This window comes from Microvirga sp. RSM25 (assembly GCF_044784385.1).
In the GTDB taxonomy this organism is placed as follows: Bacteria; Pseudomonadota; Alphaproteobacteria; order Rhizobiales; family Beijerinckiaceae; genus Microvirga; species Microvirga tunisiensis.
On record NZ_CP173040.1, the window covers coordinates 150,514 to 169,609 of the forward strand.

Annotated in this window: 17 protein-coding genes and 3 pseudogenes; 15 read left to right on the forward strand and 5 right to left on the reverse strand. The window is 62.0% G+C overall.

The window, feature by feature from the left end:
• Positions 1–130: 130 nt before the first annotated feature.
• Complete coding sequence (gene tnpA, locus ACD578_RS26675) at positions 131–526, forward strand: IS66-like element accessory protein TnpA (protein WP_404294892.1); 396 nt, start codon at positions 131–133, stop codon at positions 524–526.
• Positions 523–765, forward strand: a complete 243-nt coding sequence (tnpB, locus tag ACD578_RS26680; protein WP_404294893.1) for an IS66 family insertion sequence element accessory protein TnpB — start codon at positions 523–525, stop codon at positions 763–765. The genes tnpA and tnpB (ACD578_RS26680) overlap by 4 nt, the downstream gene beginning before the upstream one ends.
• Here tnpB (ACD578_RS26680) and ACD578_RS26685 read toward each other — a convergent pair.
• Genes ACD578_RS26685 through ACD578_RS26700 form a run of 4 tightly spaced genes read right to left on the reverse strand, consistent with a single transcriptional unit; the run spans position 722 to position 3,879 of the window.
• Complete coding sequence (locus ACD578_RS26685; protein WP_404294895.1) at positions 722–1,153, reverse strand: tyrosine-type recombinase/integrase; 432 nt, start codon at positions 1,151–1,153, stop codon at positions 722–724. The two genes, tnpB (ACD578_RS26680) and ACD578_RS26685, sit on opposite strands and share 44 nt — an antisense overlap.
• Positions 1,080–1,730 carry a tyrosine-type recombinase/integrase gene (locus tag ACD578_RS26690; protein WP_404294896.1) on the reverse strand — a complete coding sequence of 217 codons (651 nt, stop codon included), beginning with the start codon at positions 1,728–1,730 and terminating at the stop codon, positions 1,080–1,082. The genes ACD578_RS26685 and ACD578_RS26690 overlap by 74 nt, the downstream gene beginning before the upstream one ends.
• Complete coding sequence (locus tag ACD578_RS26695; RefSeq protein ID WP_404294897.1) at positions 1,727–2,659, reverse strand: tyrosine-type recombinase/integrase; 933 nt, start codon at positions 2,657–2,659, stop codon at positions 1,727–1,729. The genes ACD578_RS26690 and ACD578_RS26695 overlap by 4 nt, the downstream gene beginning before the upstream one ends.
• Positions 2,659–3,879, reverse strand: a complete 1,221-nt coding sequence (locus tag ACD578_RS26700) for a site-specific integrase (protein WP_404294750.1) — start codon at positions 3,877–3,879, stop codon at positions 2,659–2,661. Before ACD578_RS26700 ends, ACD578_RS26695 begins: the two co-directional genes overlap by 1 nt.
• A gap of 146 nt (positions 3,880–4,025) precedes the next feature.
• Between ACD578_RS26700 and tnpB (ACD578_RS26705) the strand changes: the two genes are divergently transcribed.
• From tnpB (ACD578_RS26705) to ACD578_RS26745, 9 genes and pseudogenes are all read left to right on the forward strand, one after another.
• Entirely contained in the window at positions 4,026–4,289 is a 264-nt protein-coding gene (gene tnpB / locus ACD578_RS26705; protein WP_404294898.1) for an IS66 family insertion sequence element accessory protein TnpB, read from the forward strand.
• Between the two features lie 113 nt (positions 4,290–4,402).
• Complete coding sequence (locus ACD578_RS26710; RefSeq protein ID WP_404295623.1) at positions 4,403–5,008, forward strand: IS66 family transposase zinc-finger binding domain-containing protein; 606 nt, start codon at positions 4,403–4,405, stop codon at positions 5,006–5,008.
• 128 nt (positions 5,009–5,136) lie between these two features.
• On the forward strand, positions 5,137–6,678 hold the full coding sequence (gene istA, locus ACD578_RS26715; protein ID WP_404294899.1) for an IS21 family transposase: 1,542 nt from the start codon (positions 5,137–5,139) through the stop codon (positions 6,676–6,678).
• A 9-nt stretch (positions 6,679–6,687) separates the two neighbouring features.
• Positions 6,688–7,439: pseudogene (gene istB / locus ACD578_RS26720) on the forward strand (IS21-like element helper ATPase IstB).
• Between the two features lie 137 nt (positions 7,440–7,576).
• Positions 7,577–8,323: pseudogene (gene tnpC, locus ACD578_RS26725) on the forward strand (IS66 family transposase); the annotation flags it as partial.
• 429 nt (positions 8,324–8,752) lie between these two features.
• Positions 8,753–9,568, forward strand: a complete 816-nt coding sequence (locus ACD578_RS26730; protein ID WP_404294900.1) for a recombinase family protein — start codon at positions 8,753–8,755, stop codon at positions 9,566–9,568.
• Positions 9,569–10,140: 572 nt separating this feature from the next.
• Positions 10,141–11,838: a group II intron reverse transcriptase/maturase gene (gene ltrA, locus ACD578_RS26735; protein WP_404294901.1), complete on the forward strand. Its 1,698-nt coding sequence runs from the start codon at positions 10,141–10,143 to the stop codon at positions 11,836–11,838.
• The gene (locus tag ACD578_RS26740) at positions 11,723–13,399 is read left to right on the forward strand and encodes a recombinase zinc beta ribbon domain-containing protein (RefSeq protein ID WP_404294902.1); all 1,677 of its coding nucleotides are present in this window, start codon (positions 11,723–11,725) and stop codon (positions 13,397–13,399) included. Before ltrA ends, ACD578_RS26740 begins: the two co-directional genes overlap by 116 nt.
• Positions 13,400–13,591: pseudogene (locus tag ACD578_RS26745) on the forward strand (transposase domain-containing protein); the annotation flags it as partial.
• Between the two features lie 442 nt (positions 13,592–14,033).
• Here ACD578_RS26745 and ACD578_RS26750 read toward each other — a convergent pair.
• A complete protein-coding gene (locus ACD578_RS26750; protein WP_404294904.1) occupies positions 14,034–14,882 on the reverse strand; it encodes a MurR/RpiR family transcriptional regulator in 849 nt (282 codons plus the stop codon).
• 788 nt (positions 14,883–15,670) lie between these two features.
• On the opposite strand from ACD578_RS26750, the gene ACD578_RS26755 reads away from it, so the two are divergent.
• The 4 genes from ACD578_RS26755 (at position 15,671) to ACD578_RS26770 (ending at position 19,019) form a co-directional block, all read left to right on the forward strand.
• Positions 15,671–16,873: a M20 aminoacylase family protein gene (locus ACD578_RS26755; RefSeq protein WP_404294906.1), complete on the forward strand. Its 1,203-nt coding sequence runs from the start codon at positions 15,671–15,673 to the stop codon at positions 16,871–16,873.
• A 61-nt stretch (positions 16,874–16,934) separates the two neighbouring features.
• On the forward strand, positions 16,935–17,420 hold the full coding sequence (locus tag ACD578_RS26760; protein WP_404294908.1) for an N-formylglutamate amidohydrolase: 486 nt from the start codon (positions 16,935–16,937) through the stop codon (positions 17,418–17,420).
• On the forward strand, positions 17,305–17,763 hold the full coding sequence (locus ACD578_RS26765; RefSeq protein WP_404294909.1) for an N-formylglutamate amidohydrolase: 459 nt from the start codon (positions 17,305–17,307) through the stop codon (positions 17,761–17,763). Before ACD578_RS26760 ends, ACD578_RS26765 begins: the two co-directional genes overlap by 116 nt.
• Positions 17,764–17,828: 65 nt before the next feature.
• Positions 17,829–19,019 carry a M24 family metallopeptidase gene (locus ACD578_RS26770; RefSeq protein ID WP_404294911.1) on the forward strand — a complete coding sequence of 397 codons (1,191 nt, stop codon included), beginning with the start codon at positions 17,829–17,831 and terminating at the stop codon, positions 19,017–19,019.
• Positions 19,020–19,096 lie beyond the last annotated feature (77 nt).

Sequence of the window (19,096 nt, forward strand, 5' to 3'; positions counted from 1 at the left end):
TTTAGACCGCCCGGAGCATCTTTTCGGTGCATGAGGTCCATGCACTGTAAGCGGTGTTCTCGCCGCACCTTACATTCGCATGTCTGAGGAGCGAGACTGACGATCTCTGATCGGGGATCGTTTTGTGTCGATGGTTGACCATATGCTTGAGCCGCCGCGACCGGTGCGGCGCCTGGAAGTAATCACCGGAGCCGGCGGACGCCGGCGCTGGTGGGCGGATGAGAAGGCGCGGATCCTGGAGGAAGCGACCGCGCCGGGCGCGGTGGTGTCCGAAGTGGCCCGCCGCAATGGCATGTCGCCCCAGCACCTGTTCACCTGGCGTCGTCAGGCCAGGTGCGAGGCGGACGATCGTCCGCTGGCCTTTACCCCGGTTGTTGTCGCCCCTGACGTGCCGCAACCCAGTCCGGCAGACTGTCGTGAGACGGTGATCGAGGTGGCCGTGGAGGGCGCCGTCATTCGCGTCCCACGTGGGGTCGATGGAGCAACATTGGCCCTCGTGCTGCAAACCCTCAAGAGCCTGCGATGATCGGACCGACGGGTGCTGTCCGCGTCCTGGTGGCCACCAAGCCCGTCGACTTCCGCAAAGGGGCTGATGGCCTCGCTGCGCTCGTGCGCGACACCATGGGAGCCGATCCGTTCTTATGCGTCGTGAGAGATTATGTGGCGGCGGGATCGCTGACGGTGGAGTTCCAGCATTTTGCGGCTCCCAGCCGCCACATAATTATAGGCTCTCGAGCAGTTGAAGCACCGCGTCCTTTGCCTTGAACCGGGCGGGCTGCTTGCCCGAGATGGCGGCGTGGTCGAGGCCGCGGCGCATCATCTCGACATCGGCGGCCGCATAGCGATGCGTCGTCGCGACCTGGGCATGACCGAGCCAGGCCTGGATAGTGAGCAGGTCGACACCCGATTGCAGCAGCGTCATGGCGAGGGTGTGGCGCAGAACATGGGGTGAGACGACCTTGCGCGCCAACCCCGGCTGCGTGGCCGTGGCCCCGGCCACCGCGCGCCGGACGACATGCGTCACACCGAACCGGGTCATCCGCTCACCGTGGACGCCGCGGAATATGGGACCCAGCGGATCATGGTTGAGGCCATGTTCGGCGATCAAGGCTCTGGAGGGCTTGAGCGAGATCGGCCGAGACTGGCACAACACGTTCCCTGCGCCCCTTGCCGCGCAGAAGCACCTGGGGCCTGGTCCGGTCGAGCTGGACATCGTCGACATTAACGCCCGTTGCTTCGGTGACCCGGGCACCGGTGCGGCCGAGAAACAGCAGCAAGGTTCGATCGCGGCGGCCCCGCACGGTCCGTTGATCAGGCGCCGCGACGAGCGCATCCAGCTCCGCGCGCGTGAGGTGATGGGTGATCTCGGTGTGCGCTTTCTTCAGCGGGATGGCGAGGATCCTATGGGCGATGCCAAGCGAGGCGGGGTCGTTGGCGGCGACGTGCTGGAAGAAGGATCGCACCGCCGCCAGCCGCGCATTGCGTGTCTGGACCTTGTTCCCGCGCGAGACCTCCAGGTGATCGAGGAAGGCAAGGATGGTGTCGCGATCCAGGTCGCCGATGGTGAGTTCGCATGGCCCACATCCGGTCCTATCGGCGGCAAACAGGATCAGCATGCGAAGGGCATCCCGATAACTGGCGATCGTTGCTGGCGTGGCATTGCGCTGCCGGGTCATACGATGGCGGAAGAAGGACTCCAACAGCGATGGAAAGGAGAAGCGGCCGTTCATGGCGTCTCTCCCCAGGCCAAGGCCCGTTCGGCGGCCATGGCCAAAAGATCGGCGTCCGCGGTGATGTAATAGGCGGTGTCGCTGTAGTGGCCATGGCCGAGATAGGTCGCGAGCAGCGGCAGCATCGCACGCGCATCGGCGCCTTGCTGGTGCCAGTTCGCCAGCCGCCTGACCGCGAAACGGTGACGCAGGTCGTGGAGACGCACCGGCTTGCCGCGATCGAGGCCGGCGAGGGAGCGCGCCGCGCCGAAGGCGGCGTTCAGACCAGACTTCGACAATCGCGTCCCACGCGAGCTGACGAAGAATGCTGGGATGTCCGGCCTTGGGAAGGCCCCATCCCGGTGTCTTGCATAGTCGCGCAGGACCGCCAGCGTCGAAGGATGGACGGGAACCAGGCGATCCTTGCGGAACTTGGTCCTTCGAATGTGGAGAATCCCCTGAGCCAGATCGGCATCACCGCGATCGAGGCGCAACGCCTCGCCGGACCGCAGGCCGGTGCTGGCGAGCAGGCCGACGAGCGGCGTCAGGAACCCGGGGCGCTCGGGATAATCGGGCGACACCGAGCGGCATGCCGCCATGAGCCGTGAGAGTTCCTCGTCGGTGAGGATCCTGGGTGGCGGGATGGCTCGGTTCCTGGGAAAGGCCTTGGGGTCAAGCGCGTCGGTGCGCGGATCGAAGATGGCGAGATACTCGCTGAATCTGCGAACCACGCCGTAGCGAACGGCCCGTCCATTCGCCGTGCCCGCCCAGGAGCCTATGAAGCCGAGCACCGTTTGGCGGCAGAGTGGACCATCGAGCTGTTCGCCATCGACATAGGCGACGAGCGCGCGCAGGATCGCGGCCTGCTTGCTGAGCGAGAAGCCGAGCGAGCGTCGAAGCGCGACATAGGCCTCGACATGCTTGCTGAGTCTGCTGGAGAATGTGCTCATCACGCGTCTCCGGGAAAAGGAAGGGCGACTTCGGCGAGTTGCGACACCGCGACCTTCACGTAGATGGCGGTCGTATCGATGCTGCGATGGCCGAGCAGGTCGGCGATCTCGTTGATCGGTCGTCGCCGGTTGACGAGATGGGTCGCCAAGCTATGCCGGATGAGATGGGCGCCGATGGGACCGTTCAGCACGATGCCGGCGCGCTGCAGTGCGGAGCGGACGATGCGGGAGATGTTGGTGCTGCCGTCGATCGGGCGCACGGGCGGGAGGTGCACCAGGAACACGCGACGGCTGCGGCAATCGGGCCGGGCCCGCAAGACATAATCGGCGAGCGCTTTGCCCGCCTCCTGCGTGAGGGGCACGCTCCGATCGCGCCTCGCCTTAGTGCGGCGTATCCGAACCTGCGCATCGCGCCAGCGAATATCCTCGAGGACGAGTGAGCGAAGTTCCTTGTTGCGGATGCCGGTCGTGGCCAGCAACAGGAGGATAGCCCGATCGCGACTGCCGGTAGGGGTCGCAGGGTCGATGGCGTCGATCGCCTTCCGGATATCCTCCCAACCCAGTTGCCGCGGCAAATGCGCGAGACGGTAGCATGGCGTGCGCGGCACGAACCGCGCAAGGTCCAGGTCATTGAGGTTGGCCCAGTGCAGGAACCTCAGAAACCGGCGCATATAGGACCCGGTCGCTGCCCGCGTGTTATCCATGGACGACAGGCCCATGAGGTGACCGGTGAGCGCCAGCACATGTATGCCGGTCATGGCCGAGAGCGGCTCGCTGGCGTGATGCCGGTCCCACCAGGCAAGCATCCGCCGCGCGGCGAGAACCTGCCCCTCCCGCGTCTTCACGGCCAGACCACGCACCTCACGCAGGTAGTTGGAATAGCCTGTCAGCAGGGGCTCATGTGGATCGGGCTCGCGATGGCGAATCTCGAAGCGGTGAGGAACGATCCTCCGGGCCAGGGCGATCGCGGTGCGTGCGGCGATACGTGACGCCTCGGTCGGACAACCGGCGACAAAGCCATCGATCATGACTTGGGTGATCGGCTTTGCGCGCGATACGACTCCACCGAACCGTCCCAATCGGCCGAGGTAGATCTTCGCTGAAGCGTGCCGATAGTCGTTCTCGAAAAGATAGGTTGCGATGCAATCGAGCTCGTCGCCCAGGCCGCCGCCTCTCAAGCGATGCAGGACCCTCGGATACTTGAAGTAGCGTTCCAGCATGTGCGTTCTCCATGCGAGCGCGGATAGCCCGACGCCCACTGGAGAAATGGCTCAGATTATGTAGCGGCCAGGAACCGCAAAGCGCTGGAACTCCACCGTCAGTGATCCCGCCGCCACATAATCTCTCACGACGCATAAGAACGGATATGTGGCGCGCCACATATCCCTTCTCCGGGGCTGTTTATGTCTTCCGCGCCAAACGCGCGGATCGCGTCAAGCTGGTGTTCTGGGACGGCACCGGAGTGGTTCTCGTGGCCAAAAGGTTGGAGGATGGCGAGTTCCGCTGGCCCAAGGTGCAGGACGGCGTCATTCACCTGTCGGCTGCCGAGCTCTCCGCTCTGCTCGAAGGGTTGGACTGGCGCCGCGTGCATGCGCCACGACTGACCTCTGCGCCGGTGGAGCCCAGCTGAGCGGACGCTCCCATCCATAAGAGTCATCGCGGCTCCTGTCGAAGCATGATTCACTTCGTCCTGTGACCAGCGCGACGCAAACCCTCCCCGATGATCCCGATCTACTCAAGGCCATGCTCCTGGCCGAGCGGGCCCGCGCTGAACGCCTGGCGCAGATCATCAAGGCAATGCAGCGTCACCGCTTCGGCCGCCGCGCCGAGAGCCTGCCCGAGGATCAGCTGCTGCTCGCGCTGGAAGACGCTGAGCAGGCCGAAGCCGCCGCGGAGGCCCAACACGAGCAAGCGGATCCGGCCGAGCGTGAAAGCCGCGCGGCTCAGCGACGCCGGAACCGGGGAGCGTTACCGGCCCATCTGCCGCGGATCGAGACGATCATCGACGTTGAGGATACGACCTGCCCCTGCTGCCGCAACCTCCTGCACCGCATCGGCGAGGATATCTCCGAGCGGCTCGACATCGTGCCGGCGCAGTTCCGCGTGCTGGTGATGCGCCGGCCCAAATACGCCTGCCGCGCCTGTGAGGCCGTGGTGCAAGTGCCCGCTCCGGCCCGTGTGATCGAGGGTGGGCTGCCCACCGACGCGCTGGTCGCGCAGGTGCTGGTGTCCAAGTATGCCGATCATCTGCCGCTCTACCGGCAGGCGCAGATCTATGCCCGTCAGGGCATCCGCCTGGATCGCTCGACTGCGGATTCCGGCGCAATCCGGACAGGTATTCCGATTTGAAGCCGGACAGCATTCCGGAATGAAGCCGGACACCGTTCCAATCAATTACCGGACACTTTCCCCACTCTGACGATCCCCTGGGTCAGCAACTCGGGCATCACGCTCCTCACGTCATCGAGGAGACCGGAATGCCTGCCAAGAGGAAGCTGACCATGAGACAGTTGAGACAGATGCTGCGCCTTTCCCGTGACGGCGTGAGCGTGCGCGACATCGCCGAGAGGCTCGGGATCGCGCGCAGCACCGTCCAGGAGAACCTCAAGCGCGCCGAACAGGCCGGCTTGAGCTGGCCCTTGCCCGGCGCGCTGACCGACGAGGCCCTGGAGGGCAGGCTGTTTGCCCGTGCCGGCGTCAAGCAGGGACAGCGTCGCCGGCCCGAGCCCCACTGGGCCGATGCGGTCGTCGAGTTGAAGAAGCCCGGCGTCACCCTGCAAATCCTCTGGGAGGAGTACCGGGCCGTCCATCCCAACGGCTATGGCTACAGCCGTTTCTGCGAACTCTTCCGCTCGTTCGAGGGCCGCCTCTCGCCGACCATGCGCCAGGACCATGTTGCCGGCGACAAAGTGTTCGTCGACTATTCCGGCAAGAAGATCGCCATTGTCGATCCCGGCACCGGCGAGATCCGCCAGGCCGAGATCTTCGTCGCCGTGCTCGGCGCCTCCAACTTCACCTACGCCGAGGCGACCTGGACCCAGCAGCTTCCCGACTGGATCGGCGCGCACGGACGCATGTTCCGCGTCTTCGGCGGGGTCCCGCGCCTGATCGTGCCGGACAACTTGAAGAGCGGCGTCAACCGGGCCTCGTTCTACGATCCCGAGATCAACCGCAGCTACGGCATGATGGCCGCCCATTACGGCGTCGGCGTTCTGCCGGCGCGGCCCCGAAAGCCCAAGGACAAAGCCAAAGTGGAGAATGGCGTGCGCTTCGCCCAGGCCTGCATTCTCGGGCGGCTGCGGCACCAGACCTTCTTCTCACTGGCCGAGGCCAATGCGGCGATTGCCGGCGCGTGTGATCGCATCAACGATCATGTCGTGCGCCGCCTCGGCGTCAGCCGCCGGCATCTCTTCGAGGCAATGGAGCGCCAGGCGCTGGCGCCGCTGCCGGCCGACGACTACGAGTTTGCCGAATGGCGCTTCGCCCGGGTCGGCACGGACTATCACGTCGAGTACGAGAGCTTCTTCTACTCGGTCCCGCACGGCCTGATCCGCGAGCAGGTCGATCTGCGGGCGACCAGCCGCACAATCGAGATCTTCCACCGCGGCCAGCGCGTGGCAGCCCATCAGCGCCGCTACGGTGGGCGCCGGCACGGCACCGATCCGGACCACATGCCGAGCTCGCATCGGCGCTATGCCGACTGGACCCCGGATCGCTTCCGCCGTTGGGCGGCGTCCGTCGGCCCGCGGACCGAAGGGCTGATCACGGCCATTCTGGCGCACCGCCCGCACCCTGAGCAGGGCTTTCGGACCTGTCTCGGGGTTTTGCGCCTGTTGCGCGATCTCGAACCCTCTCGCGCCGAAGTCGTGTCGGCCCGCGCTCTCCAGATCGGTGCCCTTACCTACAAGAGCATCGCCTCCATCCTGGCCAACCGCCTGGCCGCCAAACCCGCCCGCGACCCCGAGCCCACCGCCATCCTGGAGCACGCCAATCTGCGCGGCCCCGGCTACTTCCACTGAGGAGATCCCATGCTGACCCATCCCACCCTCGCCCTGCTGACCGATCTCGGTCTTCATGGCATGGCCACCGCCTTCAAGGATCTGCAATCCCAACCCGAAGCCCGTGCTCTTGAGCATGGCGACTGGCTTGCGCTCCTGCTTGAGCGGGAGGCAACGCTGCGCCACCAGAAGCGGTTTGAGAGCCGGGCCCGGGCGGCTCGCCTGCGCCATGATGCTCATGTCGAGGATGTCGACTTCAGGGCGGCGCGCGGTCTCGACCGCGGGCTCTTCCTCAAGCTGTCCTACTGCGACTGGATCCGCGAGCGACGCGGGCTCCTGTTGACCGGACCGGCCGGGGTCGGAAAAAGCTGGCTGGCCTGCGCGCTGGGCCAGAAGGCCTGTCGGGAGGACTTCTCGGTGGTGTATCACCGCGCCCCCGGCTGTTTGCGGCATTGGGACTCGCGCGGGGAGACGGCCGCTACGCGCGGATGCTCAAGGCGCTGGCCCGGGTGGATCTGCTCATTCTCGATGATTGGGGGCCCGAGAAGCTCGATGACGATCAGCGGCGGGATCTGCTGGAGATCGTCGAGGACCGCTATGAGCGGCGCTCCACCATCGTGACGAGCCAGATCCCGGTCGACCGCTGGTACGAGATCATCGGCAATCCGACCATTGCCGATGCGATCCTGGATCGGCTCGTCCACAATGCCTATCGGATTGAGCTGTCCGGCGAGAGCCTGCGCAAGCAGCGCTCCCCGGGCGCCGCATCATCGTCCGATTGACGACCGAACAATCCCAATCCACCATCTTCCATGACCCAGGATCAGACGAGGAGAGTGTCCGGCTTCAGATCGGAACACTGTCCGGAATGAAAACGGAATAGATGTCCGGCTTCACCTTGGAATAAGCGTCCGGCTTCATCGGAATCCGCAGCTCGACTCTGGCCGATTGGGTCGGGCGGGCCGCCTGGCATCTGCGGCCGGTGCATGAACGGCTTCTGGCGCAGCTGAAGACCTCACCCCGTCTATTTGCCGATGAGACCACCGCGCCCGTGCTCGATCCCGGCCGCGGCCAGACCAAGACGGGTCAGCTCTTCGCCTATGCACGCGATGATCGCCCGTGGGGCGGGACTGATCCGCCCGGGGTGGTTTACGTGTATGCGCCGGATCGCAAGGCGGCGCGGCCGATCGAGCATCTGTCCGGTTTTGCCGGCGTGCTGCAGGTGGATGGCTACAGCGGCTATCGGGCTCTGGCGAGAGTCAATCAGGTGACGCTGGCGTTCTGCTGGGCGCATGTGCGGCGGCGCTTTTATGAGCTGGCCGTGGCCGGCGCGGCTCCAATTGCCGGCGAAGCCCTCACACGCATTGAGGCACTCTACCGGATCGAGAGCGAGATCCGCGGCATGAGTGCGGCGGAGAGATGCCGGATTCGTCAGATGAAGAGCCGTCCCATCCTGGAGGCTCTGGAGCCGTGGTTGCGCGGCAAGCTCGGTCTGATCAGCCAGAAGAGCAAGCTGGCCGAGGCGATCCGCTATGCGCTTGTGCGTTGGGATGGGCTGACGCGGTTTGTCGACGACGGGCGGATCGAGATCGACTCCAACGTGGTCGAGCGGGCGATCCGGCCCTTGGCCCTCACGCGCAAGAATGCACTGTTTGCCGGCTCGGACGAGCCCACGTCACAATACTGCTCGACTTGACGCTCAGAATCATTGGACCCGCATCGTCGCCTGGCACCACCCATTGGTCTTGCAAGCTGTTCGCCTGATCCGCTTAGCGGAGAAGGATGGCGAGGACGAAGCGGTCGTCGAGCTCCCGGATGGGCGACGGGAGCGGATTCCGTTAGCCTGGACCGACCTGTCCAAGGACGGAGGTTCAACCATGCCGCTCCGGTTCTCGCCGGGAAGTCTGCGCGCCCTGGTCCGGTTGGTGCGAGCGCACGGCAGAGTGCCGTGCGTGGAGACCGATCATGTCAGCCCCGAAGCCACCGATCTGGGCCACGCTGCCAGCCGACATCCACAATCCCATGGCGGCCCTGTGGGCGGAGCTGCTGCGCCGCCACCTGAGAAGCCGCAGGGCCTCGGAAAGGCAGATGTCTCATGAATGCGCCGTCCAAGATCGAACCTCGCCATCTGCGTCTGCAGGCCCTCGTCTATATCCGCCAGTCCACGCCGCAGCAGGTCGTGAACAATCAGGAGAGCACCAGGCGCCAGTACGATCTGGTTGACCGGGCGCGCCAAATGGGCTGGCCGGAGACCGGCATTCATGTCATCGACGATGATCTCGGCCTGTCGGGGGCCAGTAGCCAGCAGCGCGGAGGATTCCAGCGCCTGGTTGCAGCAATCGGCCTGGGTGAGGTCGGGATCGTGCTGGTGACCGAAGTCTCGCGCCTGTCGCGCTGCAACAGCGATTGGCATCGGGTGATCGAACTCTGTGCGGTGTTCCGCACGCTCATCGCTGACGAGGATGGGATCTACGATCCGCAGAACCCGAACGATCAACTGCTGCTGGGTGTCAAGGGAACCTTGTTTGCCGCAGAACTTCATATTCTCCAGGCGCGCATGCATGGAGCTCTGCTCAACAAGGCGCGGCGCGGGGACCTGAAGGTCACCCTGCCGGTCGGCTATCGTCGTCGCCCGGATGGGATTGCCATCATCGACCCCGACGACGCCGTACGCCAGGCCGTGTCCATGGTCTTCGAGCGGTTTGCCGTGCTGCGCAATGCACGCGCCGTGCAGCGCCACTTTCTCGAGAATGGCTTGCTGTTGCCGCGGCTGCTGCAATCGGGTCCCGATGCCGGACGGATCGCCTGGATGAGGCCGTCCTATCAGATGATCCAGAAGATGCTCGTTAACCCGGCTTATGCGGGAACGGTGCGACCTGAGCTGTCAGAGCTCACGACACCTGAACTCTGACAGCGTAAGGCCTGATAAGGAAGGAGTGCTTCATACGAGAGAAGACCCCATTCACCTGGGTGCTGCTATCCGGCAGTGCGAAGGAGCAATCCGACGTACCGAGCGCTGGAGACAATGGGCTGAGACCTGGAAGCCTCGATCCGGGTCGGCCCTAGCAGAGATCGGAAGGCTGAGCGCAAGCGAATGTCCATCAAAGGTCCGTGATCGTAGAACAGGCCCAAGAGGCTGGTGGCCTGAACCAAAAGGTAAGCGGGTTGGATCGCCAGATAGTGCCGTTGGCGACGGTGACAGCAACTCCCGCCGGATCAAAGGACGCAGCCGCCCCGATCGCAACTCCCGATCAGGCAACAGGGTAAGCCCCACCCGTCCCGCAACACAGCGGAAGTCCAATCGTAAGAAGGGATGATGACGGAGGGGGTAAAGGAAAGCCGGAGAAAGCGAAGGCCCCGCTGTAACGGCGGGGACAGGGCCCGCACGATGCGGGGCATACCCGGCCCGAAAGGGTGCTGACTTCCGGCAGGTCTCAGCGGAAGCAATGGAACTGGACCGTCAGTGCCGTTCGGAGACGTCAGATGGTGAGAGCCGAACCGACCGACGGGCGAGAGCCGATGGAGTGGTCCAGCATCGACTGGACCGCAACGGAGGCTGTTGTACGACGTCTCCAGCACCGGATCTTCCGCGCCGCTAAAGCCGATGACGGCGCGCAGGTGAAGAACCTGCAAAAGCTGCTCATCCGCTCCCGGTCCGCGAAGCTACTGGCGATCCGACAGGTCACCCAGCGCAACGCGGGCAGGAACACTCCCGGGATCGACGGCGTGGTGTGCCAGACGCCGCAAGACCGGGTGGCGCTGCTGGAGAGCGGTCTGGACCTCAAGGGCTACAAGCCCCAGCCGGTGCGTCGGGTCTATATCCCGAAGGCATCGGGAGGCGGCACTCGCGGCCTCGGGATTCCGACCGTCAAGGACCGCGTCCTGCAGGCTGTCGTCAAACTGGCGCTCGAACCCGAATGGGAGACGCGCTTCGAGGCGAACAGCTACGGGTTCAGGCCCGGGCGGTGTACGATGGATGCAATCGAGGCGATGTTCATTGCGCTCGGCCAGAAAGGATCGAGCCGATGGATCCTCGACGCGGACATCAGCGGCTGCTTTGACCAAATTGCCCATGGGCCATTGCTGGCAAAGCTGCCGACCTTTACGAGGACGATCAAGCGCTGGCTCAAGGCCGGCTCGATCGAACGCGGCAACTGGCAGGAAAGCCGAGCGGGGGCGCCGCAAGGGGGAATTGCATCACCCGTGCTCGCCAATATCGCTCTCGACGGAATGGAACGCCTCTTCGGCTGTGAAGACGGCCACGGCAACCCCGTGAAAGCCGCACAAAAGAAGGGGATGGACAAGAGCGTCGTCCTGATCAGATACGCCGATGATTTCCTGGTAACGGCCCCGTCAAAGGAGATCCTGGGGCAGTATGTGCAGCCCACCATCGAGACGTTCCTCGCTGCAAAAGGGCTCACGCTGAACCGGGAGAAGACCCGCATCGTCGCGATCGACGAGGGCTTCAACTTCCTTGGGTTCACAATCCGGAAGGTCCGCAATGGGAAGCTGCTGATCATGCCCGAGAAGGCCAAGGTCCGCGCACACCTGCGCGCGATCAAAGCGTATCTCGACGCCCATCGACAGGTTCCCGCCGGAGCGGTGGTGCGGGCTCTGACTCCGATGATCCGGGGTTGGACTCTGTACTACCGCCACGCCTGTTCCGCCACCACCTTTGCCTATCTCGATCACCGGGTCTGGCAGATGCTGTGGGCGTGGGCCAGGCGGCGGCACCCGCAGAAGAGCAGGCGCTGGGTCAAGGCTCGCTACTTCAGGCCGACCCGGACGCGGGTGTGGAACTTCGCTGACGCGGCCATCCCAGGGACGGCGATGCTGCCCTGGTACAGCGACACCAAGATTGTCCGCCACATTAAGGTCAAGGGGCGCGCCAGCCCCATTGATCCTGACGCCCAACCCTACTGGGACGAGCGGCGGCGGACACGACTGGCGGCGTGCTGCATCTCCAGACGGCGGCAGGCGCTCCTGCGGGCCCAGGGCTATGCTTGTGCCGCATGTGGTGTCCCGTTCGATCCGGATGAGGACCTCAACATGATGGACGTGCATCATGCTCAGCCTCGCCACACAGGTGGCGGGAACGAGATGGGGAACCTGCGCCTCCTGCATCGATGGTGCCACCGTCAACACCATCAGCAGGTCGGGTATCGGGCGGCTGAGGCTTGAGCCGGATGACGAGCAATCGTCACGTCCGGTTCTGAGGGGGCTGGGCTTCGGTAACGGAGCCCGGCTACCCGACTTCGTCTATGGCCGGGTGAAGCGCGAGGCCGCACCGGGCGATCCGCCGTCATCGGTGGAACGGCGCCGCCCTCCGGAGGAGTGGGACATCGTCGTTCAGGATGTCTACCCCGCCTACCTGAGCTTCGATGCCTATCTGGCGAACCGCCGTCAATTACGAGACAACCTCTCCAACTTCGCGTGCAAGAGCCGCGGTGCGCCCCGTGAGGGTGCGGCCTTGCTCCATGGGCTCGTGGTCTGTGGTCGCTGTGGCAGCCGGATGGCCGTCAGCTATGGCCGCGGCGATCAGCACCGCCGGTATGAATGCCGCCGGGCACAGGCCAATTATGCCGAACCGGCCTGTCAATCATTCCTGGCGCGGGAGGTCGACCGGATCGCCGCGGAAGCCTTTCTGGACGCCGTCCGTCCCGCCGGCTTGGAAACCACCATTGCGGCGTTGCAGGGCTTGGCCGAAGAGCGGCGCTCCATCGATCACCAATGGTGCCTGCGCCTTGAGCGGGCGCGCTATGAGGCACGAATGGCACAACGCCAGTATGATGCCGTGGACCCGGACAACCGATTGGTTGCACGCGAACTGGAACGCCGCTGGGAGGCCGCGTTGGGCGCAGTGGACCACCTGGAGCAGGAGTACGCGCATCTTCAGCGCACCGAACTGTCGCCCCTCACCGAGGAGGAAACCGAGGAGGTCCGCCGCCTCGCGGCCGATCTTCCGGCGCTGTGGCACGCCGAGACCACGACGGCGGTGGACCGCAAGCGCCTGCTGCGCCTGGCGATTGTCGAGGTCACGATCGTGGCGGACGCGGTCGCGCGGACGGCCGACGTGCGGTTGCTGTGGAGCGGCGGCGCCGCAACCCGGCATAGCGTCCGCTGTCCGCCTCCCGGCTGGCATCTGCGGACCGATCCAGACGTGCTGGCCTTCATTCGCGACCTTGCCGGGCAGCACCCGGACCATCGCATCGCCAATCGCCTGAACGCGCGGGGACTGCGGACGCAGACCGGAAAGCCCTGGACCTATGATCGGGTGGCCTCGATGCGCCGCGTGCATGGGATTCCCACCGGCTGCCCCGTCGACACGACAAACCGGCAGGACCGCAGCGACGGGTTCGTCCCCGCTGCGGTCGCGGCGCGGTACCTTGGCCAGAGCTTGGCCGCCATCCGGGTCTGGGCCCATGACGGGGCGCTGTCGACGGACCAACGTCGGACGGCCTCGAAGATTTGGGTTCGCCTGACCCCGGAGGACATTGCGCGTCTTGACGGGACCGCGGACGTCACTGGGCTGCCCACCCTGTCCGAGGTGACCGAGCAGGCGGGGTTGACGCGGGCGGCCGTCTGGCAACGGGTGCGTGAGGGCGCGTTTATCGCGTATCGCACATCGCGCGGTCCAGCGCCGTCAAGTCAATGGGAATGGCGCCTGCGCCCCATCGGAGCCTCTCTCAGCCTCAATCCCGATAGCGCTCGCAAGGAAATGGAACAGCATCATGAAGCCTGATCGGATCGCGGGGGCGAGCACTGGGCGGTTATCGCCTCACTGGTCGAGCCCTGCAAACTGTGCGGAGTGGATCCGCAGGCTTATCTCGCCGACGTCTTGAGCCGCATCGTCACCGGCCATCTCAACACCCAGATCGATGATCTGCTGCTGTGGGCCTACGCCACCGCGCCCGACCTCAAGGCCGTGGCCTGAGAACATCGCTAACCATGCACTTGACGATCAGACGAATCGCCGACATCGCTCGTACCTCGATCCGACTGCTTCGCAGTTCGACTTAGATCTCAGGAAGCGTGTTACCGGGACCAAACTTCTACAGACCGGGCATGATGTAACCCTCAACATATGGCTATAGCGCCGGCATGCCCATAAAACTTAGAGCGTTTCCCTAGTCGCTCCGCTTCGGTTAGCCCGGCGTGATAGATTCATGCCATTGATGACGAGGGGTGACACTAACGCTATTGATCCCGCCAAACGTGGATCGCAATTTTGGAAATAGGTTACCTTGGTTCTTGGAAAGCTAACTTGGCAACGAGCACCGCGACAGGGGCGCGGCGGCGGTTAACCGGCTGGTTTAAAGAATGACCTCAGTGGGAACAAAGTTCCATCTGGTCTTACCCGGCGATCAGACGGACTCTCAGGTTTCGTTTAAAAGGTTAGACTTATTTTGCTCAATTGTCTCGAGGCGCGGTCGAACGACAGACCAAAGGCGCTGGTCTAGTTTCAGTGCGATTGTCTCGACAATGGCATTGAGACCTAAGAGGCTATCCCAGGGTGAGATCGCGTCAACCTTGGCACGAAAAATGTGAGTAGCAAATTCAGCTGCCTCCGACATCCATTGATCGGTGAATACGATCGCGGTGCAACCGCGCTGGGAAGCTATACGGACCGTGGCCACCACATCGGCTTGGTAGCGCCGGATGTCAAACACGACCAAAATGTCTCGTTTTCCGATATCTGCCAGACGGCTGGCACGTGCATCGATCTCAACAGGAAGGTCGAACACAGACCGCCTCAGTTTACGAAGGTGGTACGATAGGTGAGCGGCGACACTCGCCGTAAACGATCCGCCCAGAATGTAGACGTTCCGCCGTTCGTCGGATAGTAGCTCTACTACGGCCTCGACTTGCCCGGGATCGAGCTCCATAAGAGTTGTTCGCACTACCTCAAGTAGCTCGTTACCGTGCTCACTCCCCGCATCCATTACTTCGCTACGCCGTAGCGTCAGCGGATTTTCTCGGCTTTGGTCCAGTTCGTCGCGGAGCGCACGACGGAAATCTGGATAGCCGCTGAACCCAAGTTTCGCGATAAACCGAAGTACAGTGGGGGCGCTCACTTTAGCCTGTTCGGCAAATGCCGTGACGCTCTCAAGGCCAACGGCGGGATACCTTGCAAGTAGGGCGCGCGCCGCCCGCTTCTCTGAACTGGTCATCGAACTCATGACCGCAGAGATGCGGTCGGCAATCACGCGTTGCGGCTCTCGCATTAAATCTATCCTGCCTCGGAATACCTAGAGTTACCGACTCACACCGCCAAGTGCATCACTCCACCGTGTACAAGATTGATCAGAAATAGGTCAATCGGGGCCGTATTGGAATTTGATCCGCTGAGAACAATCGACGGCTGCGCCTGGTACGTCGCCTCAGGAACCGCCATCGATCCCTCTTTAGACTGTGTTACGGATGGGGATCAGAGATCTCGTCATTCAACGGTTCCATAGCATCCAAGATTGGCAAGAACTGTTCAGATCTGGGTCTTGACAGTATATCTTGAACATTTCATAACAAAGCTGTGAACGTGATTGGCAGGTGTTTCTCCCCAGACTGGCCTTTCGCGCTGGAGCGTGAGCGCGCCGATGCACAGAGAGGGATTCTTCGGGGAGAGAGTTAGCTGCTGTACCGCGCCACACGATGAACGGTGCGACGACTGGAATATCCCGCACCCGTATTCAGAAGTATTGTTGCCTTTGTCAGGGCACTGCGAGAACAAACTCTATAACAAAGACTTAGTGAAACTTGGACGAGCACAGACGATGTTATGCACAGCGCCGCGTACACTGAACAACGATGATGTGCCGACTTCGTCCTGAGAACCTGATCTGGGGAAACGGAAGACAATTGGTGGTCTTTGACCCGGAGCCCTCAGTCGAAGTTGTCTTTCAAGTAGCGCGTGGTGCCTTCATTGTATGTAAGCCCCGCCAGTGTAGGAAATCAACAAGCGGGCCACTCCGCAGTAGAAGCCGTGGGCGAACCTTCAAACATAAAGATTCACAGTATGAACGTCATACCTGAGATCGCAGAGGCACACGACGAAATTCAGTCGCTGAGGCGCTGGATGCATGCACATCCAGAACTTGGTTTCCAAGAAACTCAGACCGCTGATCTGATCGCCAAAACCTTAACCGGCTGGGGCATCGAAGTGCATCGCGGCCTCGGGCGCACCGGTGTCGTTGGCGTGCTTAGAGCAGGTACTGGCACGCGCTCCATCGGATTACGCGCCGATATGGACGCATTGCCAATCCAGGAACGCAACGAATTCGCGCATCGCTCGCAGTATCCCGGCAGGATGCATGCATGCGGCCATGACGGACATATGGCGATGCTCTTGGGAGCAGCCCGCTATCTGTCCCGGACGCGCAATTTCGACGGTACGATCGTGTTCATTTTCTCGCCTGCGGAGGAGGCCGGATCGGGTGCCAAAGTTATGGTCGACGAGGGTCTGTTTGAGAAGTTCCCTGTCGGCGCGGTCTTTGGCCTGCACAACTGGCCAGGTATGCCTGCCGGGAACTTTGGCATCCGGCCAGGCACAATCATGGCATCCAGCGGTGAGTTCCATATCCGGATAATAGGAGTCGACGCGCATGCAGCGGCTCCGCACAACGGCAAGGATTCCTTATTTGCCGGCGTGCAGATCGTCAACGCGTTGCAAGGTATCATCACGCGCAACAAGAAGCCCGTCGATGCTGCGGTACTTTCGGTCACCCACTTCCAGGCCGGGGGTGGTGCGACCAACGTAATTCCCGAAATCACTACCGTTGCCGGCACCGTGCGCGCCCAAAGCATATCCATTCTTGATTTTATTGCATCTCGTATGAAATCGGTCGTGGAGAGCCTCGCCGCCGCACACGAATGTCAAGTCGAGTTCAAATTTGTTCGCAGCTGCCCGCCGACGGTCAACACACCGGACGAAACCTGTTTCGCCGTGCAGGTGATGGAAACGATCGTTGATAGAGCCAACGTAGATACAAATGTCGATCTGGATATGGGCGTCGAAGACTTTGCCTACATGTTGCTTGCACGTCCTGGCGCCTACGCATTCTTGGGTATTGGCAATGGAGAGCACCGGGAGCATGGCCACGGATCGGGTCCATGCCTGCTGCACAATGCGAGTTACGACTTCAATGATAAAGTACTTGGCGTTGGCTCCACCTATTGGGTGGAACTGGCGCATCGATGGTTAAACACCAGCAGGGATTGAACCGCGCCCCCGCCTTCTTGCCCGCGAAAACAAAGCCCAACAAACTCAAAAAGAGACATCCATGCAAGAGCATTGCTGCTTTGGCTTAGCCGAGACCGATCCACCGCCGCTCGAAGTTGTTGGCGAAGAGCTTAATGGGCCGTTCTTCCTTATTTGCGAGCACGCCGGCAGAGCAATTCCTGCCTGCCTCTCCGACCTCGGTGTCGGACACAGCGATATGGAGCGGCACATAGCCTATGATATCGGCGCAGAGGAGGTTTCTCGTAAACTATCTGATGCTCTTTGTGCCCCTTTGTATATTCAACGCTATAGCCGGCTCGTAATCGATTGCAATCGGCCTTTGGAAGCGAGCGACAGCATTCCCGAGATAAGTGATGGCACCCAAATCCCGAGGAACTTTGCGCTGTCGATGATGGAGCGAAGGCTCCGTTATGAAAAAGATCCACCAGCCATATCACCGACGGGTGGCAAATGCTCTGGATCGTTTTGCAGCTGTTGGAAAGAAACCCATATTGCTGGCGATACACAGTTTTACGCGTGCTCTTAGGCAGACAGGCGACGAGCGTGAATGTGAACTCGGATTGCTGTTTAACAGGGATGAACGATTCGCAAAGGCGATGCTCACGGAGGTAAACGCTTCCTTCCCGAAAATAAAAGCCTCGCTGAACGAACCTTACACGGTCGATGATCTGAGTGACTATTCAATACCAGTTCACGGGGAGCGGCGCGGACTTCCGCACGTTCTTATTGAGATACGAAACGATCTTATTTCGAACGAGGCCGGACAATTGTTGTGGGCAGACATCATATCGAGAACGGCACGGGCCGCGGCTGGGAGGTTAGGGCTTGAACAGAATTGTTCTCGATCAGGTAGTTTACCACATGTGTAGAGCCCATAGTCGTGGTTCTGATCGTGAACCGCCATATGCTGAGCTAAATCAGGAGAGGATACGTCATGAGCTCGACCGGAGACGGAATACCCTTTGAAAAGGCGGAGTATGCCCGCCGCATCGCCTTGGTTAAAGAGGAAATGGAACGTCGCGAGATGGATACGCTGCTGATCAGCGAGCCATCGAATATCTGTTATCTCACGGGGTACGAAGCTTGGTCCTTTTACGTGTTCCAGGTACTGGTGGTTCATCGCGATTTGGACGAGCCCATTTGGATAGGGCGCTTCATGGACGCTATATCCGTGCAACGAATGACACACCTGACTGCGAATGCAATCCGACCGTACAGCGATGACTATGTCCAATCCGCCGAGCGTGATCCAGTTGATTTTCTGGTTGCGCAGCTTCGTGAGGTTTGCCCGACGCTCAAGGCGATAGGTGTTGAAACTGGCGCCTACTATTATTCAGCCCGAACTCACACGAAGCTCGTTAGTTCTCTTCCAAACGTCCGCTTTCTCGATGCTGAACTTCTGGTCAACTGGATACGCATCCGCAAGAGTCCTGCAGAGGTCGCAATCATGCGCGAAGCTGGGGCGATTTCAGACGCGATGATTAAGGACGCAGTAGAGGCGGCGAATCCAGCCATGCGCGAATGTGACCTCGCGGCGGTTGTCTATAATCGAATGATCGCGGGTACTCCTGAGTATGGCGGCGTCTACGCATCAAGCCCGCCCTACGTACTGACCGGAACGAGATCGGCCGAGCCTCATGCTCCATGGTCGGATAGAGTAATCGGCACGAGCACTCCAATCAACTTGGAAACTTCCGCGTGTCGGCGTCGCTACCACGCTCCCTTGAGCCGGACCATCTTCCTTGGCTCGCCGCCTGACTCCTACATCCGCCTCGCCGATGCAGTCGTTGAAGGCATTGAGGCAGCCCTTGAAAAGGTTAAACCAGGCGTTACGTGTGCTGATGTTGAGCGCACGTGGCAAAATACTATCGCTCGGCATGGTCTCCACAAGGAGGCTCGGCTCGGTTATTCCATCGGAATTGGCTTCCCTCCCACTTGGGGAGAGCGGACCGCAAGTCTCCGCAGCAGTGACCAGACGGTGCTTGAGGCGGGAATGGCATTTCATATGATGCCAGGGCTATGGCTCGGTGACGTCGGCGTCACGATTACGCAGTCTTTCGTCGTGACTGAATCCGGACGAGAAGACCTGACGACCTATCCACGGCGACTGGTCATCAAGCAATGAGCTAACAACAGTGAGGAGTGATTGCGCTTGGCGTGCCGGTTGCCGGCGCATACTCCGAACCCCTCCAAGGCACACCT

Excerpts from the sequence above, each read along its gene's own strand:
- ltrA (WP_404294901.1), top strand. The coding sequence starts at position 10,141 with ATGGTGAGAGCCGAACCGACCGACGGGCGAGAGCCGATGGAGTGGTCC.
- ACD578_RS26710 (WP_404295623.1), top strand. The coding sequence starts at position 4,403 with ATGCTCCTGGCCGAGCGGGCCCGCGCTGAACGCCTGGCGCAGATCATC.
- ACD578_RS26695 (WP_404294897.1), bottom strand. The coding sequence starts at position 2,659 with ATGAGCACATTCTCCAGCAGACTCAGCAAGCATGTCGAGGCCTATGTC.
- tnpB (WP_404294893.1), top strand. The coding sequence starts at position 523 with ATGATCGGACCGACGGGTGCTGTCCGCGTCCTGGTGGCCACCAAGCCC.
- ACD578_RS26740 (WP_404294902.1), top strand. The coding sequence starts at position 11,723 with ATGCTCAGCCTCGCCACACAGGTGGCGGGAACGAGATGGGGAACCTGC.
- tnpA (WP_404294892.1), top strand. The coding sequence starts at position 131 with ATGGTTGACCATATGCTTGAGCCGCCGCGACCGGTGCGGCGCCTGGAA.
- ACD578_RS26700 (WP_404294750.1), bottom strand. The coding sequence starts at position 3,879 with ATGCTGGAACGCTACTTCAAGTATCCGAGGGTCCTGCATCGCTTGAGA.
- istA (WP_404294899.1), top strand. The coding sequence starts at position 5,137 with ATGCCTGCCAAGAGGAAGCTGACCATGAGACAGTTGAGACAGATGCTG.
- ACD578_RS26765 (WP_404294909.1), top strand. The coding sequence starts at position 17,305 with ATGAAAAAGATCCACCAGCCATATCACCGACGGGTGGCAAATGCTCTG.
- ACD578_RS26690 (WP_404294896.1), bottom strand. The coding sequence starts at position 1,730 with ATGAACGGCCGCTTCTCCTTTCCATCGCTGTTGGAGTCCTTCTTCCGC.
- ACD578_RS26770 (WP_404294911.1), top strand. The coding sequence starts at position 17,829 with ATGAGCTCGACCGGAGACGGAATACCCTTTGAAAAGGCGGAGTATGCC.
- tnpB (WP_404294898.1), top strand. The coding sequence starts at position 4,026 with ATGTGGCGCGCCACATATCCCTTCTCCGGGGCTGTTTATGTCTTCCGC.
- ACD578_RS26730 (WP_404294900.1), top strand. The coding sequence starts at position 8,753 with ATGAATGCGCCGTCCAAGATCGAACCTCGCCATCTGCGTCTGCAGGCC.
- ACD578_RS26755 (WP_404294906.1), top strand. The coding sequence starts at position 15,671 with ATGAACGTCATACCTGAGATCGCAGAGGCACACGACGAAATTCAGTCG.
- ACD578_RS26750 (WP_404294904.1), bottom strand. The coding sequence starts at position 14,882 with ATGCGAGAGCCGCAACGCGTGATTGCCGACCGCATCTCTGCGGTCATG.
- ACD578_RS26760 (WP_404294908.1), top strand. The coding sequence starts at position 16,935 with ATGCAAGAGCATTGCTGCTTTGGCTTAGCCGAGACCGATCCACCGCCG.